Genomic DNA, 15,799 nt, shown 5'->3' on the forward strand with positions numbered 1-15,799 from the left:
GTGTGCGTGCCGTTCATGTACAGAACTATAGGAGCGCCATCGACACCGAAACAGGCCAGTTGCCGGACAAGTCATTCAAAAATATTGAACTAATGGGCGAGAGGGGAGACTGCCCGTGGCATGACGAAAATGTAATGACCCCGTCGCCGGAATGCCCGGCGCGGCTCGGTTAAACTTGCGGCTCGCTGCAATCCCCCCCGTCGCCTGATGCCAGGCGGCCAGGGCAGCTGCCACTTCCCCTATGCAACGGCTCATCCTCATCCTTCTTGCGCTCGTCCTGCCGCTCCAGTTCGCCTGGGCGGGAGCCGCCGCGTATTGCCGGCATGAGGTGGCGGCTTCGGCCAAGGCCCATTTCGGGCACCATGAGCACCAGCACAAGGCCGACAGCGGCAAGCAGGACCAGCCCGCGCAGAAGGCGCAGGACAAGGCCAAGCTCGGCCTGCCCGATCCCGACTGCGGCGTCTGCCATATCGCTTCGCTGCCGTTTGCACGGGCCGACGCGCCCGACGTGCACGCCATGCGCCGGGTGGAACTGGTGCCACCGGCGCCGCAGCCCAGCTTCTCTTCGCACAGTGCGCGGGCGCCCGACCGTCCGCAGTGGCCGCGTCTTGCCTAGCCGGCGAGACGACGCTTCCACGCTTTCCTGATCTCCCTGAGTTCCTGACGTCAGGCGTCTCGCCGAATTCTCCTGGTTTCTTTCCTGGTGCAATTCGATGCGAAGACTTTTGCTGCCGCTTGGGCTGGCGGCCGTTCTCTCCAGCCCGATCCATGGCGTCACGCAGACGCCGCCCCCTGCCATGGCGCAGCCATCGGCATCCTCGCCGGCCCTGGGGCAAGAGCCTGCCGGCACGCTGACGCTCGACGCCGCGCTGGCGCTGGCCGAAGCCGGCAGCTTCACGTTGTCCGCGGCGGGCAAGGAGCTTGACGCCACCGAGGGCGATGTCACGCAGGCGCGCGTGCTGCCCAATCCCGAACTGGCCGTGTCGATGGAAGACACGCGCAAGGCCACGCGCTCCACCACCGGCCAGATCAACCTGCCGATCGAACTCGGCGGCAAGCGCGCCGCGCGCATCGGCGTGGCCGAGCGCGGGCGCGAACTGGCACAGGCCGAGCTGGGCGGCGCACGCGCCGAGCTGCGCGCCGCGTTGATCGCACGCTTCTTTGGCGTGCTGGTGGCGCAGGAGCGCGTCAAGCTCGCCGAAGGCTCGGTCGGCATCGCCAGCAAGGCGGCCGCGGCGGCCGGGCGGCGCGTGGCCGCCGGCAAGGTCGCGCCGCTGGAAGAAACGCGCGCCAGGGTCGAACAGGCCAATGCCGAGCTGGAACTGGCCGAGGCCACCGGCGCGCTGCAATCCGCACGGCAGTCGCTGGCCGCGCTGTGGGGCAATGCCGTACCGCACTTTGCGCAGGCGCAGGGCGACCTTGACGCACTGCCCTCGCGCCCCGCGCCGGCAGCGCTGCAAGCGGCGCTGGAAGACTCGCCGCAGCTGGCGGCAAGCCGCCTCGTGGCCGAGCGCAGCCGCGCTGAAGTCGCCGTGGCGCGCAGCCGCCAGTACCCCGACGTGACCGTGAGCCTGGGCGCCAAGCGCGACAACGAGGCCAACCGCAATATGGCCGTGCTGGGCGTGGCGATCCCGCTGCCGCTGTTTGACCGCAACCAGGGCAACCTCTACGCCGCATTGCGCCGGGCCGACAAGGCGCAGGACACGCACGTGGCCACGCGCATCCGCCTGGCGGGTGAGCTGCAGCAGGCGTCGACGCAGCTATCGGTATCGCGCGCTGCTGCGCAGACGCTGCAGGCCTCGGTGCTGCCCGCGGCGGAGCAGGCCTATGCCGCCGCCTCGCGCGGGTTCGAGGCCGGCAAATTCAATTTCCTCGATGTGCTGGATGCCCAGCGCACGCTGTTCCAGGCGCGCATCCGCTACCTGGACGTGCTGGCTCGCACCTATGACGCGGCGGCCAGCATCGACCGCATCCTCGGACACTGATACGGAAGCTGCTGACATGGCAATGAGCAAGCAACAACGGGCCGCCGTGGTGGCCATCCTGGTCGCGGGGCTGCTGGGCGGCGCGGCGATCCTGTTCACCGGCAAGGGCGGCGGCGCCACCGGCGAGGCCGGGCACGGGCAAGCCGAGCATGGCGACGAGCACGAACATGGCAAGGAAGGAGACAATGCGGCCGCGCACGCTGACGCCAGTGCTCCCGCGGCGAAGCCGGAAGCCGAAGGCAAGCCGCACCTGATCGCGCTGACGCCCGCGCAGATCCAGCAGGCCGGCATCGGCATCGCCACCGCCGCCGCGGCGCCGCTGCGCAGCAGCGTCGAGTTCCCCGGCGAGATCCGCTTCAATGAAGACCGCACCGCGCACGTGGTGCCGCGCGTGGCGGGCGTGGCGCAGGCGGTGCCGGCAAACCTCGGGCAACAGGTGCGCAAGGGCGAAGTGCTGGCGCTGCTCGCCAGCACGACCCTGGCCGAGCAGCGCAGCGAGCTGCTGGCGGCGCAGAAGCGCGAGGCGCTGGCGCGTGCCACCTACGCGCGCGAGAAGACGCTTTGGCAGGAGACGATCTCCGCCGAGCAGGATTACCAGCAGGCCCGCACGGCGCTGGAGGAAGCGCAGATCGCGGTGCAGAACGCGCGCCAGAAGCTGACCGCGATTGGCGCCACGGAGAACAGCGCGGGCAAGGGCGGCAGCCTGAACCAGTTTGCGCTGCGTGCCCCGTTCGACGGCATCGTGGTCGAGAAGCACCTGGCGCTGGGCGAAGCGGTCCAGGAAGCCACCAGCGTCTTCACGGTCTCCGACCTGAGTTCGGTGTGGGCGGAGTTCGTGGTGTCCGCGCGCGACCTGGACCAGGTGCGTGTGGGCGAAGCGGTCACGGTGCGCTCGAGCGCCTCGGACACGCAGGCCGAGGGCAAGGTGTCCTACGTCGGCGCGCTGCTGGGCGAGCAGACGCGCACGGCCAAGGCGCGTGTGACGCTGGCCAATCCCGGCATGGCGTGGCGTCCGGGGTTGTTCGTCACGGTCAGTGTGCTGGGCGCGCCGGCGCAGGCGCCGGTGACGGTGGCGGCCGACGCGGTGCAGCAGGTCGACGGCCAGAGCGTGGTGTTCATCACCGTGCCGGGCGGGTTTGCGGTGCAGCCGGTCAAGACCGGGCGCGCTGGCGGCAAGCTGGTGGAGGTGACAGAGGGCCTGCAGGCCGGCGCGCGCTACGCCGCGGCCAACAGCTTCATCCTCAAGTCCGAGCTGGGCAAAGCCAGCGCCGGGCATGAGCACTGAGCGGGAGGCACCCATGTTTGAACGCCTGATCCGCTTTGCCATCGAGCAACGCTGGCTGGTCCTGCTGGCGGTGCTGGGCATGGCCGCGCTGGGCCTTTACAGCTACACCCGGCTGCCGATCGATGCGGTGCCCGATATCACCAACGTGCAGGTGCAGATCAACACCGCCGCGCCGGGCTATTCGCCGCTGGAGACCGAGCAGCGCATCACCTATCCGGTCGAGACCGTGATGGCGGGCCTGCCCGGGCTGGAGCAGACCCGCTCGCTGTCGCGCTACGGCCTGTCGCAGGTGACGGTGATCTTCCGCGACGGCACCGATATCCACTTTGCCCGCCAGCTGGTCAACCAGCGCATCCAGGAAGCGCGCGACAAGCTGCCCGCCGGCATCACGCCCGCGATGGGCCCGATCTCGACCGGACTGGGCGAAATCTACCTGTGGACGGTCGAGGCCGATCCCGGCGCGCGCAAGCCGGACGGCACGCCCTATACGCTGTCGGACCTGCGCGAGATCCAGGACTGGGTGATCCGCCCGCAGCTGCGCAACGTGCCCGGCGTGACCGAGGTCAATGCCATCGGCGGCCATGCGCGCGCCTATGTGGTCGCGCCCAGCCTGGAGCGCATGGCGTCGTACGGGTTGTCGCTGGCCGACGTGGTGAGCGCGCTGGAGAAGAACAACGATAACGTCGGCGCCGGCTATATCGAGCGCCGCGGCGAGCAGTACCTGGTGCGCGTGCCGGGGCAGGTGCGCTCGCTTGAAGATATCCGCGACGTGATCGTCGGCACCGCGCAGGGCCAGCCGATCCGCGTGCGCGACGTGGCCACCGTGCAGGCCGGCGGCGAGCTGCGCACCGGCGCGGCCACCGAGAACGGCCGCGAGGTGGTGCTGGGCACCGTGTTCATGCTGATCGGCGAGAACAGCCGCACGGTCTCGCAGGCGGTGGACCGCAAGATGGCCGAGATCAACCGCACCCTGCCGAAGGGCGTGCAGGCCGTCACGGTGTACGACCGCACTACGCTGGTCGACAAGGCCATTGCTACGGTCAAGAAGAACCTGCTGGAAGGCGCGGTGCTGGTGATCGCCATCCTGTTCCTGTTCCTGGGCAACCTGCGCGCGGCGCTGATCACCGCGCTGGTGATCCCGCTGTCGATGCTGTTCACCTTCACGGGCATGGTGCATTACCGCATCAGCGCCAACCTGATGAGCCTGGGCGCGCTGGACTTCGGCATCATCGTCGACGGCGCGGTGGTGATCGTCGAGAACTGCGTGCGCCGGCTGGCCCATGCGCAGGAGCGCCACGGCCGGCCCCTCACGCGCAGCGAACGCCTGCATGAAGTCTTTGCGGCGGCGCGCGAGGCGCGCCGGCCGCTGCTGTACGGGCAGCTGATCATCATGGTGGTGTACCTGCCGATCTTTGCGCTGACCGGGGTCGAGGGCAAGATGTTCCACCCGATGGCCTTCACCGTGGTGCTGGCGCTGCTGGGCGCGATGGTGCTGTCGGTGACCTTCGTGCCGGCGGCGGTGGCGCTGTTCATCGGCAACCGCGTGGCCGAGCGCGAGAACCGGCTGATGGCCTGGGCGCGCCGCCGCTACGCGGTGCTGCTGGAGCGCTCGCTGGCCGCGACGCCGGTGGTGCTGACGTTTGCCGGCGTGGCGGTGGCATTGTGCCTGGCCATTGCCACGCGGCTGGGCAGTGAGTTCGTGCCCAGCCTGAACGAAGGCGACCTGGCGATCCAGGCCTTGCGCATCCCCGGCACCAGCCTGACGCAATCGGTGGCGATGCAGCAGCAGGTGGAAACCGCGCTGAAGGCCAAGTTCCCGGAGATCGAGCGCATCTTTGCGCGCACCGGCACCGCGGAGATCGCCTCCGACCCGATGCCGCCGAATATCTCCGACGGCTACATCATGCTCAAGCATGTTGCGCAATGGCCCGAGCCGCGCCGCACGCGCGACGAGTTGATTGCCGCGATACGCGATGAGGTCGGCAAGTTGCCCGGCAACAACTATGAGTTCTCGCAACCGATCCAGCTGCGCTTTAACGAGCTGATCTCGGGAGTACGCTCCGACGTGGCGGTCAAGGTGTTCGGCGACGACAACGCCGTGCTGGAGCAGACCGCCAATCGTATCGCGGCGGTGCTGCAGGGCATCCCCGGCGCGGCCGAGGTGAAGGTCGAACAGACCACCGGCCTGCCGATGCTGACAGTCCAGATCGACCGCAACAAGGCGGCGCGCTACGGCCTGAACCTGAGCGACATCCAGGATGCGGTGGCGATCGGCATCGGTGGCAAGGTGTCTGGCACCTTCTTCAGCGGCGACCGTCGCTTCGACATCGTGGTGCGCCTGCCCGATGCCGTGCGCGAGGACGTGGAAGCGCTGCGGCGCCTGCCGGTGCCGCTGCCGAAGGAGGCCGCCGCGCGCACCAGCTATATCCCCCTGAGCGAAGTCGCCAGCGTGGAGATCGCGCCGGGCCCCAACCAGGTTTCGCGCGAGAACGGCAAGCGCCGCATCGTGGTCAGCGCCAATGTGCGCGGGCGCGATATCGGCAGCTTCGTGCCCGAGGCCGAGGCCGCGATCCGCGCGCGCGTGCAGATCCCTGCGGGCTACTGGACCAGCTGGGGCGGCACCTTCGAGCAGCTGCAGTCCGCCACCGCGCGGCTGCGCGTGGTGGTGCCGCTGGCGCTGGGGCTGGTGTTCGTGCTGCTGTTCGCCATGTTCGGCAACGTCAAGGACGGCCTGCTGGTCTTCACCGGCATCCCGTTCGCGCTGACCGGCGGCATCCTGGCGCTATGGCTGCGCGGTATTCCACTGTCGATCTCGGCGGCGGTGGGCTTTATCGCGCTGTGCGGCGTGGCGGTGCTCAACGGGCTGGTGATGCTGTCGTTTATCCGCTCGCTGCGCGAGGAAGGTCTTGGGCTGGATGCGGCGATCCGCGATGGGGCGTTGACGCGACTGAGACCGGTGCTGATGACGGCGCTGGTTGCGTCGCTTGGCTTCGTGCCGATGGCCCTGGCCACGGGCACGGGTGCCGAGGTGCAGCGCCCGCTGGCGACGGTCGTCATCGGCGGCATCCTGTCGTCGACGGCGCTGACTTTGCTGGTGTTGCCGGTGCTGTACCGGCTGGCGCACCGGAACGACGAGGCGGTGGCGGAAGCGGCGCAGGAGGAGGGGGAGTTTGCGCGGGTGGAAATGTAAGCTGCGAAGCTACGTTGAAGACACTGGGTTCCCGCGAAGGCGGGAACCCAGTGTCTTTTGCAAAAGCAATCGACCTTTCACGACGCCATGAAGCGTCTACCCCCGCGCACGCGGCAAACTGGCAGCACATCCAGCCCCCAATGTGCCGCCATGCCGACAGCCACCCTGCCCGATACCGGGATTGACCCGCTTCGCGCCGTCACCGATCCCGACCCCTACCCGTACTACCGGGAGCTGGCCACCCGCCAGCCGTTCTACCGCGATGACCGTCTCGGCCTGTGGGTCGCCGCCGGCCCGCGTGAAGTGGCGGCAGTGCTGGCCCATCCTGACTGCCGCGTACGCCCGCCGGCGCAGCCAGTACCGCCCGCGCTGGCCGGCACCGCAGCCGGTGACCTGTTCGGCCGCCTGATCCGGATGAACGACGGCGCTGCCCATGCACCACTGAAGCAGATCCTGATGCCGATGCTGGCGGGCCTCGACGCGGCCGCCGCAGCGCGGCGCGCTGCGGCGATGGCAACGATGATCGATGCTGGCGCTGCCGCCGGTACGTCTGGCGAGCGCGTCAACCGCTGGCTCTTCACCTTGCCTGTGGTGACAGTGGCCGACCTGCTCGGTTTGCCCGTTGCCGAAGGTGGCAAGGCGGCCGAGGTCGCACAACGCGTCGCGGCCTTCGCCGCCGCGCAGTCGCAGCTGGCCGATGCGCACACCGTCCGTGCCGGTGCTAACGCCGCGCAATGGCTGGGCGCGTGGCTTGCCGGTGCCACGCCGGGCGACGGCCCGCTTCCGGCGCTGCATCAAGCCGCGCATGCCGCCGGCATCGACGCGCAGGCTGTCGCCGCCAACATCATCGGCCTGCTGGTGCAGGCCTGCGAAGCCACCGCGGCGCTGGCCGGCAATACGCTGCTGCGGCTGGGTCGCGACACGCCGCAGTCAGAGCTGCCGCTCGATGCCGTGGTGGCGCAGGTCGCCCGGGAGGATCCGCCGGTGCAGAATACGCGCCGCTTCCTGGCCGCCGATGCGCAACTGTGCGGCCACGCCGTCAAGGCCGGCGATGCGGTGCTGGTGCTGCTGGCCGCGGCGTCGTGCAGTGGTGCCGCAGCCGCCGAACGGCCATGGACCTTCGGCCACGGCCGCCATGCCTGTCCCGGCGACCGCCTGGCGCAGGCGCTGGCTGCCGCCACGGTGGCGGCGCTGCGTGCGCGCGGTGCCGATCCGGCCGCGCTGGCGCAGGCATTCCGCTATCGTCCGTCGCTGAACGCGCGCATTCCGCATTTCCTTTGATCCCCGCCATTGCCCCAGGAGACAACATGATCGCAGTCATCTTCGAAGTCGAGCCCGCGCCGGGCCGGCAGGACAACTATCTCGACATCGCCGCGCACCTGCGCCCGCAGCTGGAAGCCATCGACGGCTTTATCTCGGTGGAACGCTTCCAGAGCCTGACCAACCCCAACAAGCTGCTGTCGCTGTCGTTCTTCCGCGACGAGGCCGCGGTGATCGCCTGGCGCAATACGCTGGCGCATCGCCAGGCGCAGGCGGCCGGCCGCGGCGGCGTGTTTGCCGGCTACCGGCTGCGCGTGGCGCAGGTGCTGCGCGACTACGGGCTGAATGAGCGCGACCAGGCGCCGGCGGACAGCCGCGCGGTGCATGACCACAAGGCGGGCTGAGGGGGAGCAGCGATGACGATGGAAGCGATCGGCACCCAAGCCGCCTTTATCGGCCTGACGTTCTTGCTGGCAGGCTTTGTCAAAGGGGTGGTGGGCCTGGGCTTGCCCACGGTTGCGGTGGGCATGCTGGGGCTGGTGATGCCGCCCGCGCAGGCGGCGGCGCTGCTGGTGGCGCCGTCGATGGTGACCAACGTGGTGCAGCTGTTCGGCGGCCCGCGCTTCGGGCAACTGATGCAACGGCTGTGGCCGATGCTGGCGGCGATCTGCGCCGGCACCTGGCTGTGTGCGGCATGGGTGCCGGCCGGCATGATGACGCACGCTACCTCGGCATTGGGTGTGGCGCTGGTGCTGTACGCGGTGGTCGGGCTGGCCGCGGTGAAGCTGGTGGTGCCGGCAGGGGCAGAGCGGTGGCTCGGGCCGTTGATCGGGCTGGTCACGGGTGGCATTACGGCGGTGACCGGTTTGTTCGTGATTCCCGCCGTGCCTTACCTGCAGGGGCTCGGGCTGGACAAGGAAAGCCTGGTGCAGGCGCTCGGGCTGTCGTTCACGGTATCGACCATTGCGCTGGCGGTGAGCCTGGCCATGGGCGGGTCGCTGCTGCACATGCCGGTGCTGGGCGCTTCGGCGCTGGCGCTGGTGCCGGCGCTCGGCGGCATGTTCCTGGGTCAGTGGCTGCGCCACCGGATCAGCGCCGAACGCTTCCGCAAACTGTTCTTCTGCGGGCTGCTGGTGTTGGGAGGCGAACTGGCGCTGCGCGGGCTGTCTTAAGCACGCTGCCGGATTGCTCCCCTCTCCCGCCTGCGGGAGAGGGGCAGGGGGTGAGGGCAGGCACTGGCAGACCGACACGCGTCACTTCGTCGATACGCCGGCCCTCACCCCAACCCTCTCCCGCAAGCGGGAGAGGGAGCAAACAGTACGCCGTCCTTTAGTGGCTGGCCTGCACCGTGCGGCCGTTCAGCGGTTGCACCGGACGTGCGTTCATCGGATAAAGCTGACGGAATGCGGCCAACTGCGCCGGCGACACTTCCACCGGGGTCTTGAGCACCTGCCAGCGCACGTCCTCGCTGCACGGTGGCGTGGTCAGCGAGCCGGTGAAGGCCCAGTACGACTGCCGGGCCGGCAGCAACGCCGCCACATCCAGCGGCGCCGTCAGTTCGCGCGACGCTCCAGCCTTGGCCGGCAGGCTCGCGAAGACGGGTTTCAGCGCCGCATTCTCCCGCCCGGACTTGAACAGCACCGCCACCACCGCCAGCTTGCCTTCTGCATTCTGGTGCACCAGGTGCGCGACCAGCGGATAGGTCTTGCCGTTGATCTTCTCTTCGCTGGGCGTATGGAAGTGGAACTGCAGCAGCTTGTAGGGCACACCGTCGAGTTCGATCTGCCCCGCGGCGGGCAGGTTGACCTGTACGGTGTGGCCATTGTTGACCACGGTGGCGGGCGCCGCGGCGTAGTCAAAGACGATCGGCTTCAGGTCCGCGGGTTGGACCTTGCCGGTGCGGATATCGATGGGCGACTGGTGCTTGCCCAGCGCACAGGTCTTGTAGTCCTGGTCGAGTTTGGCCCAGTGGCTGGTACCGGTGGGTCCGGTATAGCTCCAGTGCGGGTCATTGCCGGCCCACGTGGCAGGTGCAAGCAAGGCGGTGCAAACGGTGATAATCGGCAGCCTGATGTTCATTGTCGATGCGTCCTAGTGTTGGTAACCCCTTGGTTTCCGACGTGGTGTTATCCAGCTGTCCCAGTCTTGAGTGCCGGATCTTTGCCCGGGCCGGAAATCATGCAGCAAAACCGTCGTCCAGCGAATAAGACATTGGTATGCACTGCATTTAACAAGGGTATGGACTGCATGCACGCATGCGATTGATGCGTGCCGCGCATGCCGTCATGGAACGGACACGGCGCCGACATCTCGCGTGGCACGCTCCACAGGCATCCCCGCTCAGCCGGGGATGCCTGCCTGCCACCGCTTGTCTCGGGATTTCAGCCAGGCCGCGCGCCGGCCTGGTTCGACTCCAGTTGCGCGCGTACCGCGGAGATATGGTCGCCCGCGGCATCGACGGCGTTCTCCAGGTCGCTGGTGCTGCAGCCCAGCTCCCGGCACCAGTACTGCACTTCAAGCGGATCCATCAGGTTGATGCGGCCCGGATCCAGGGGCCTGAACTCGTTTGTCACATCGCTCATGCTTGCCTCCTGTCCATGTCTCGGGGCGACACGGCCCTTGCATTGTAGGCAGTCATCCGGCGCGCGTTGCATGCAAGACGGCCTGAGCTTGCGCATATGATGTACGGGTTACCCAAGTGACAGGACGCCGCATGCCGCGCTCATCCGGTGCAAAACTCTGGTCCACGCTGAACAAGGCCGCGGCCCGCAATGCGCGCCGCATGCAGCGCGCCGTCAACCAGAACCTGACCGGGCCGATGACCGAGGCCATCGTGCGCAACGCGGTGAAGCAATCGGCTGCAGTCACGGCCGCCACGCAGCGCGCACTGTCGGGCGTGGTATCGCCGGTGCAGGCGCCGCAGAGCCGCGGCAGCGGGCGCTGGGAGGAAGGCGCATGGGGCGCGCCACTGGCACCGCGCCGCTACCGCATCTTCGTGCCGGCCGGCGTCACGGCGTCGCGGCGCGCCCCGATGCTGGTGCTGCTGCATGGCTGCGGCCAGGACGCCGCCAGCTTTGCCGCGGTCACGCGCGCCGCCGCGGTGGCGCGCGAAGCCGGCTGGGTGGTGTTGCTGCCTGAACAGACCTCGCAGGCCAACGCACAGCGCTGCTGGAACTGGTTCCGGCCCGCCGCGCAGGGCGGCGTCGAAGCCGGGCTGCTGATGGCGCTGATCGACCAGGCTTGCCGCAGCCATCCGGTTGCCGCGGACCGCATCAGCGTGCTGGGGCTGTCCGCGGGCGGCGCGATGGCGCTGATGCTGGGGCTGCGCTACCCGGAACGCTTTGCCGCCGTGGGATCCCACTCCGGCGCGGTGCCCTGGAGCGCCACTAATGCCGCCCAGGCGGCGCGTGCCATGCGCGGGGGGCGCGGGCCCGATGCCAAGGCCATGAAGGCGCTGCGGCTCGGGTTGGCGGGGCGCCGCCCGCCGCCGCTGCTATTGCTGCATGGCGATGCCGACCACGTGGTCGACTTCAGCAACGCGACCGCCGCGGCGGGCATGTGGATGCACCTGCAGCCGGAGGATGCGCACCCGCTGTCCGAGGTGCCAGCACGGCGCATCCAGCGCGGCATGCGCCGTGCCATGGATGTGTCCGACTGGACGGAGGGAAAGTCGCCTTACGTGCGCCTGGTGCGGATCGAGGGCCTGGGTCACGCCTGGAGCGGCGGGGCAGGCGGGCAGGCGTTCTCCGATCCGGCTGGGCCGGATGGGCTGAAGCTGGCGTTGCGGTTTCTTCTGGCGGTTGGGGGGTGAGGCAGGCTTGACGCCTCATGGATATCGCGCTGTCATCCGATTATGCAAGTTCAAATGCACTTTTCCCGGTGTACTCAGCCATGCGAATCATCGACATTAAAGACGCGAAAAAGCATCTTAGACAACTGGTCGAGGAGGCCGCCAACGGTGATTCATTCATTATTGCCAAGGCGGGCAAGCCCCTCGTGAAGGTGATCGCGTTCTCTCCGAGCGAGCGACCGGCAAAGTCCCGTCTCGGCTTCCTGCAAGACCTGACACGGGTGCCCGACCTCGACAAAAGTGTCGAATAGCACGGGTAAGGCGCTTTCGGCCCGAGCCCTACCCCAAACTGACAGGCTCAAACACCACATCACTGGCCGGACAAGCCACACACGGCAAGATCAGCCCCTCATCCCTCTCATCCAGACTCAACCCCGGCCATTCGATCCGATAGCGGATCGTCCCCGCATGCAGCCGGCTGGCGCAGGCGCGGCAGGTGCCGTTGCGGCAGGAGTTGGGCAGCGCCACGCCTTCGAGCAAGGCTGCTTCCAGCAGGCTCAACGCCGCCGGCGCGGCGAAGCGGGTATTGCCTGGCAGCACGCTTGCGGTAAATTCCGCGCGGTCGTCCGGCGCCACCGGCTCGCGTTCAGCCATGGGCCTCATCCTCCGCTTCCGGGAATTGGGCGCGTCCGTGGGTCGCGTCGCGCAGGGCGTCGCGCGCGGCGTCGAGCTGGGTTGCGGGCATGCGCAGGACCAGCGTGGCCAGCGCGCCATAGGCGGTGCCGGCCAGCGTGCATCCCGGCTGTGCATCGTAGTCGAGCCAGCGGCGCACGCGCGGCTCGTCGGCGTAGTCGACTGACACCGTCAGGGTGCCGTAGGCGATGCGTTCCACGCGCTCGGCCGTTTTCAGCGCGGCCGCGATGGCATCGGTGTAAGCGCGCACCAACCCGCCCGCCCCCAGTTTGACGCCACCGTAATAGCGCACCACCGCCGCCAGCACGCCGTCCAGGTCATGGTGGCGCAGCACTTCCAGGATGGGCCGGCCGGCGGTGCCGGAGGGCTCGCCATCGTCGGACATGCCCGAGGCACCGCCAGCCAGCAATGCCCAGCACACGTGGGTGGCGGTGGGGTGCTCGGCGCGCAGCGCCTGCAGCGCCGCCATCGCGGCATCACGGTCGGCAACGGGCAGCGCCAGCGCCAGGAAGCGGCTCTTGCGGATTTCGATCTCGGCCTGGACGGGGGTGGCTAAGGTGTAAGTGGGCAAGCGGAAGGGCGGAAGGGGGCAGAAAAGGAGGCTGCCGGCATTCAACGGATCCGCGCCTGTGGAGCCGCGGATGCAAAGGGCGAGTGTACCGCAGCCGCATCCGGGACCAGGCCGAAAGCGCCGCTTTTGTGTCGTATCGTCAACTTGTTGTCACAAACTGCGTCTACGATCCGCTCCGGCCATGCGCAATGCCGCCCGCCGCCCGCCTGTGCCAACAGGTGCCCGGCCCCGCCCGCGGGTCCGGCGCAAATACGCAGTGAACAACATATCCCTTCCTCTTCCCCGGATCGAGAACATGCTTGAACAACCCAATGCTGGCCGCCGCAAGGCCCTGAAGCTCCTGGCCGGCGCGCCGATGCTGCCGCTTGGCCTTGCCTCCACCGGCCTGCTGGCAGGTTGCGGCGGTGGCGACGACGCTGTCGCCGCGCCGCTTCCGCCGGCCCAGGCCGCCACGTTCACCACGGCCGAGTTCGTCGGCATGAGCGCGCCGACGCTGGCCACGCCGGACGCCATGGCGACCACCACGGTGGGCTCCCGCCTCAAGGTGTCGTTCAGCGACGGCAGCAGCCAGACCTACAAGCTGGCCTACCAGCCGTTCTTCATCACCGGCGACACCCTGCCCGACGGCAAGGGCGGCACCATCCTGGCCGGCGGCTACTACGACATCAACAACAAGCCGATCATGGACACCTCCGTGGCCGGCAAGGAACGCCAGTTCTTCTCCGACGCGCCGGACGGCAGCTCGCTGCTGACCCTGGCCAACCCGACCGTGCCCGGCGTCAAGGGCAAGACGGTGTTTGCGGTGGTGCAGTTCGAGTACACCACGCGCAACCAGGGCAATGCCAGCATGTACGGCCTGCTGCCGTCGCCCATCGCCGTGGTGACGCTGGACCAGGACCCGGCCACCGGCAAGCTGACCCCGGTGAAGTACCACAACGTCGACACCTCGGGCGTCAACGGCCTGTGGATCACCTGCGGCGCCAGCCTGTCGCCGTGGAACACCCACCTGTCGAGCGAAGAGTACGAGACCGACCTGCTGAACGCCAGCGCGGTCACGCAGCTGCAAGGCTACAGCCAGAACCTGTATGGCGACCCGGCGCGCGCCAACGCCTACAACTACGGCCACCTGCCGGAAGTCACGGTCAACCCGGACGGCACCGGCACCATCAAGAAGCACTACTGCCTGGGCCGCATCTCGCATGAACTGGTGCAGGTCATGCCCGACGAGCGCACCGTGCTGATGGGCGACGATGCCACCAACGGCGGCCTGTTCCTGTTTATCGCCGACCGCGCCCGCGACCTGTCGTCCGGCACGCTGTACGTGGCCAAGTGGCACCAGACCTCGGGCGTGGGCCCGGGCAGCGCCACGCTGTCGTGGATCAGGCTGGGCAGCGCCACCAGTGCCGAAATCCGCGCGCTGGTCGACGGCGGCATCAAGCTGGCCGACATCATGGACGTCAAGACCGCCGATCCGGCAGATGTCAGCTACACCCGCATCCTCTACAACGGCAAGCCGAACTGGGTGAAGCTGATGCCGGGCATGGAAAAGGCCGCGGCGTTCCTGGAAACGCACCGCTACGCCGCACTGGTCGGCGGCAGCCTGGGCTTCACCAAGATGGAAGGCACCACGGTCAACATCAAGGACAAGAAGGCCTACTCGGCCATGTCGCGCATCGAGTCGAGCATGCTCACGGGCAATGCCGCCAACGCCGGCGATATCCAGGTAGAAGGCCCGTACTCCGGCGCGGTCTATGAGCTGAACCTGAAGGGCGGCCAGGCCGACAAGACCGGCACGGCCATCAGCAGCGAATGGGTGCCGGTCGACATGGCCGCCGTGCCGGCGCTGGTCAGCGAAGACCTGGGCGGCGGCAAGATGAAGCAGCAGGATGCGCTGGGCAACTTTGCCAACCCCGACAAGGTCGCCACGCCCGACAACCTGAAGTTCTCGGAAAAGCTGCGCACGTTGTTTGTCGGCGAGGACAGCAACACCCACGTCAACAATTTCCTGTGGGCGTACAACGTCGATACCAAGGTCCTCAGCCGCGTGCTGTCGTGCCCGGTCGGCGCCGAATCCACGGGCCTGCATGCGGTGGACGAGATCAACGGCTGGACTTATGTGATGAGCAACTTCCAGCACGTTGGCGACTGGGAATCGCCGCTGCACGACAAGGTCCGGCCGACGCTTGAAGCCAAGGTGATGGCCAACTACAAGGACCGCTTCGGTGCCGCCGTGGGCTACCTGACGGCCGATCCGACCGGCGTCAGGCTGGCCAAGGCCTGACGCGTCGCGCAGTGCCAGGATGAGGGCGGCGGGCTTCGGCCCGCCGTTTTTTGTTGGGGCGCGATCGTCTAACATGGCAACTCCGGCACCATGCCCAGCCTCCCGTCCGTCATGCCTGACCAGCTTCCGCACATCCACTCCGCGCGCCTCAGCCTGCTGCCCTTTCGCGGCGACGACGCAGCCGAGGCCTTTGCCTGCATCACCCCGACGCTTGCGCGATTCATGGACTGGGAGCCGTCACCCTCGCCGGCGGCTTTCGAAGCCGTGTGGCAAGGCTGGCTGGCAGGCATGGCGCGAGGCTCGGAATTCGTGCTCACCATCCGGCGTGCCGACGATGGGCTGTTCCTGGGGCTGGCGGGATTGCACCATGCCGACACGCCCGCGCCGGAACTCGGCATCTGGATCCGCGAGGACTGCCACGGCCATGCCTTCGGCCGCGAAGCGGTCACTGCGGTGGCGCAATGGGCCCTGGACAACCTGTCGCCGGCGCACCTGGTCTATCCCGTGGCCGAACAGAACTGGGCCAGCCGCCGGATCGCAGAGTCGCTTGGCGGCACGGTCGTGGGCCGGGCCACGACGCGCAAGTTCGAGCGCTTGGTCTATCGGATCCCGGGGCGCCGTTGACGCACTGGGGCAGCGTGCCCTCCCGCGCGCCGATTCTGCTACGCTAGTCCATCGCGTCATTGAATTGGCACCGGGCGAATTCGCCGCGCTGGATCGTCGTACTTCCACTTGATTGGCTTG

The 15,799-nt window shown here is 68.3% G+C and carries 15 protein-coding genes; 11 read left to right on the forward strand and 4 right to left on the reverse strand.

Going from position 1 to position 15,799, the window contains the following annotated elements; all coding sequences use genetic code 11:
- Positions 1 to 241: 241 nt before the first annotated feature.
- From czcI to AC07UK_RS09705, 7 genes are all read left to right on the forward strand, one after another.
- Positions 242 to 616, forward strand: coding sequence for a cation efflux protein, CzcI family (gene czcI, locus AC07UK_RS09675; RefSeq protein WP_436224638.1), 375 nt, complete (start codon positions 242 to 244; stop codon positions 614 to 616).
- Positions 617 to 713: 97 nt separating this feature from the next.
- Positions 714 to 1,985, forward strand: coding sequence for a TolC family protein (locus AC07UK_RS09680; protein ID WP_494687780.1), 1,272 nt, complete (start codon positions 714 to 716; stop codon positions 1,983 to 1,985).
- Positions 1,986 to 2,001: 16 nt separating this feature from the next.
- Positions 2,002 to 3,270 (forward strand): efflux RND transporter periplasmic adaptor subunit, encoded by a 1,269-nt coding sequence (locus tag AC07UK_RS09685; protein ID WP_494687781.1) that lies wholly within the window; start codon positions 2,002 to 2,004, stop codon positions 3,268 to 3,270.
- Between the two features lie 13 nt (positions 3,271 to 3,283).
- A complete protein-coding gene (locus tag AC07UK_RS09690) occupies positions 3,284 to 6,460 on the forward strand; it encodes a CusA/CzcA family heavy metal efflux RND transporter (RefSeq protein WP_494687782.1) in 3,177 nt (1,058 codons plus the stop codon).
- 150 nt (positions 6,461 to 6,610) lie between these two features.
- A complete protein-coding gene (locus AC07UK_RS09695) occupies positions 6,611 to 7,741 on the forward strand; it encodes a cytochrome P450 (RefSeq protein WP_494687783.1) in 1,131 nt (376 codons plus the stop codon).
- Positions 7,742 to 7,767: 26 nt separating this feature from the next.
- Positions 7,768 to 8,124, forward strand: coding sequence for an antibiotic biosynthesis monooxygenase family protein (locus tag AC07UK_RS09700; RefSeq protein ID WP_010810707.1), 357 nt, complete (start codon positions 7,768 to 7,770; stop codon positions 8,122 to 8,124).
- 12 nt (positions 8,125 to 8,136) lie between these two features.
- Positions 8,137 to 8,892: a sulfite exporter TauE/SafE family protein gene (locus AC07UK_RS09705; protein WP_494687784.1), complete on the forward strand. Its 756-nt coding sequence runs from the start codon at positions 8,137 to 8,139 to the stop codon at positions 8,890 to 8,892.
- A gap of 157 nt (positions 8,893 to 9,049) precedes the next feature.
- Here the strand turns inward: AC07UK_RS09705 and AC07UK_RS09710 are convergent, their stop codons facing one another.
- Together AC07UK_RS09710 and AC07UK_RS09715 are read right to left on the reverse strand one after the other, a co-directional pair.
- A complete protein-coding gene (locus tag AC07UK_RS09710; protein ID WP_456802990.1) occupies positions 9,050 to 9,799 on the reverse strand; it encodes a carbonic anhydrase in 750 nt (249 codons plus the stop codon).
- 302 nt (positions 9,800 to 10,101) lie between these two features.
- Entirely contained in the window at positions 10,102 to 10,302 is a 201-nt protein-coding gene (locus tag AC07UK_RS09715; protein WP_010810704.1) for a DUF3606 domain-containing protein, read from the reverse strand.
- Positions 10,303 to 10,433: 131 nt separating this feature from the next.
- Between AC07UK_RS09715 and AC07UK_RS09720 the strand changes: the two genes are divergently transcribed.
- The gene (locus AC07UK_RS09720; RefSeq protein WP_494687785.1) at positions 10,434 to 11,531 is read left to right on the forward strand and encodes an extracellular catalytic domain type 1 short-chain-length polyhydroxyalkanoate depolymerase; all 1,098 of its coding nucleotides are present in this window, start codon (positions 10,434 to 10,436) and stop codon (positions 11,529 to 11,531) included.
- Between the two features lie 17 nt (positions 11,532 to 11,548).
- The gene (locus tag AC07UK_RS09725) at positions 11,549 to 11,821 is read left to right on the forward strand and encodes a type II toxin-antitoxin system Phd/YefM family antitoxin (RefSeq protein ID WP_494687786.1); all 273 of its coding nucleotides are present in this window, start codon (positions 11,549 to 11,551) and stop codon (positions 11,819 to 11,821) included.
- Positions 11,822 to 11,849: 28 nt separating this feature from the next.
- Here AC07UK_RS09725 and AC07UK_RS09730 read toward each other — a convergent pair whose 3' ends face one another.
- Together AC07UK_RS09730 and AC07UK_RS09735 are read right to left on the reverse strand one after the other, a co-directional pair.
- Positions 11,850 to 12,164: a 2Fe-2S iron-sulfur cluster-binding protein gene (locus tag AC07UK_RS09730; RefSeq protein WP_436224648.1), complete on the reverse strand. Its 315-nt coding sequence runs from the start codon at positions 12,162 to 12,164 to the stop codon at positions 11,850 to 11,852.
- A complete protein-coding gene (locus AC07UK_RS09735; protein ID WP_436224649.1) occupies positions 12,157 to 12,774 on the reverse strand; it encodes an IMPACT family protein in 618 nt (205 codons plus the stop codon). Before AC07UK_RS09735 ends, AC07UK_RS09730 begins: the two co-directional genes overlap by 8 nt.
- Positions 12,775 to 13,069: 295 nt before the next feature.
- On the opposite strand from AC07UK_RS09735, the gene AC07UK_RS09740 reads away from it, so the two are divergent.
- Together AC07UK_RS09740 and AC07UK_RS09745 are read left to right on the forward strand one after the other, a co-directional pair.
- Positions 13,070 to 15,055 carry a PhoX family protein gene (locus AC07UK_RS09740; RefSeq protein WP_436224650.1) on the forward strand — a complete coding sequence of 662 codons (1,986 nt, stop codon included), beginning with the start codon at positions 13,070 to 13,072 and terminating at the stop codon, positions 15,053 to 15,055.
- Positions 15,056 to 15,166: 111 nt separating this feature from the next.
- Positions 15,167 to 15,679, forward strand: a complete 513-nt coding sequence (locus AC07UK_RS09745; RefSeq protein ID WP_494687787.1) for a GNAT family N-acetyltransferase — start codon at positions 15,167 to 15,169, stop codon at positions 15,677 to 15,679.
- The last annotated feature ends 120 nt before the right edge of the window (positions 15,680 to 15,799 follow it).

This window comes from Cupriavidus sp. GW821-FHT07C08, from assembly GCF_059419025.1.

What these genes read in the sequence shown, in the direction of transcription:
- AC07UK_RS09740 (WP_436224650.1), top strand. Translation starts at nt 13,070, where the DNA reads ATGCTTGAACAACCCAATGCTGGCCGCCGCAAGGCCCTGAAGCTCCTG.
- czcI (WP_436224638.1), top strand. Translation starts at nt 242, where the DNA reads ATGCAACGGCTCATCCTCATCCTTCTTGCGCTCGTCCTGCCGCTCCAG.
- AC07UK_RS09720 (WP_494687785.1), top strand. Translation starts at nt 10,434, where the DNA reads ATGCCGCGCTCATCCGGTGCAAAACTCTGGTCCACGCTGAACAAGGCC.
- AC07UK_RS09705 (WP_494687784.1), top strand. Translation starts at nt 8,137, where the DNA reads ATGACGATGGAAGCGATCGGCACCCAAGCCGCCTTTATCGGCCTGACG.
- AC07UK_RS09680 (WP_494687780.1), top strand. Translation starts at nt 714, where the DNA reads ATGCGAAGACTTTTGCTGCCGCTTGGGCTGGCGGCCGTTCTCTCCAGC.
- AC07UK_RS09745 (WP_494687787.1), top strand. Translation starts at nt 15,167, where the DNA reads ATGCCTGACCAGCTTCCGCACATCCACTCCGCGCGCCTCAGCCTGCTG.
- AC07UK_RS09725 (WP_494687786.1), top strand. Translation starts at nt 11,549, where the DNA reads ATGGATATCGCGCTGTCATCCGATTATGCAAGTTCAAATGCACTTTTC.
- AC07UK_RS09685 (WP_494687781.1), top strand. Translation starts at nt 2,002, where the DNA reads ATGGCAATGAGCAAGCAACAACGGGCCGCCGTGGTGGCCATCCTGGTC.
- AC07UK_RS09730 (WP_436224648.1), bottom strand. Translation starts at nt 12,164, where the DNA reads ATGGCTGAACGCGAGCCGGTGGCGCCGGACGACCGCGCGGAATTTACC.
- AC07UK_RS09700 (WP_010810707.1), top strand. Translation starts at nt 7,768, where the DNA reads ATGATCGCAGTCATCTTCGAAGTCGAGCCCGCGCCGGGCCGGCAGGAC.
- AC07UK_RS09695 (WP_494687783.1), top strand. Translation starts at nt 6,611, where the DNA reads ATGCCGACAGCCACCCTGCCCGATACCGGGATTGACCCGCTTCGCGCC.
- AC07UK_RS09715 (WP_010810704.1), bottom strand. Translation starts at nt 10,302, where the DNA reads ATGAGCGATGTGACAAACGAGTTCAGGCCCCTGGATCCGGGCCGCATC.
- AC07UK_RS09710 (WP_456802990.1), bottom strand. Translation starts at nt 9,799, where the DNA reads ATGAACATCAGGCTGCCGATTATCACCGTTTGCACCGCCTTGCTTGCA.
- AC07UK_RS09690 (WP_494687782.1), top strand. Translation starts at nt 3,284, where the DNA reads ATGTTTGAACGCCTGATCCGCTTTGCCATCGAGCAACGCTGGCTGGTC.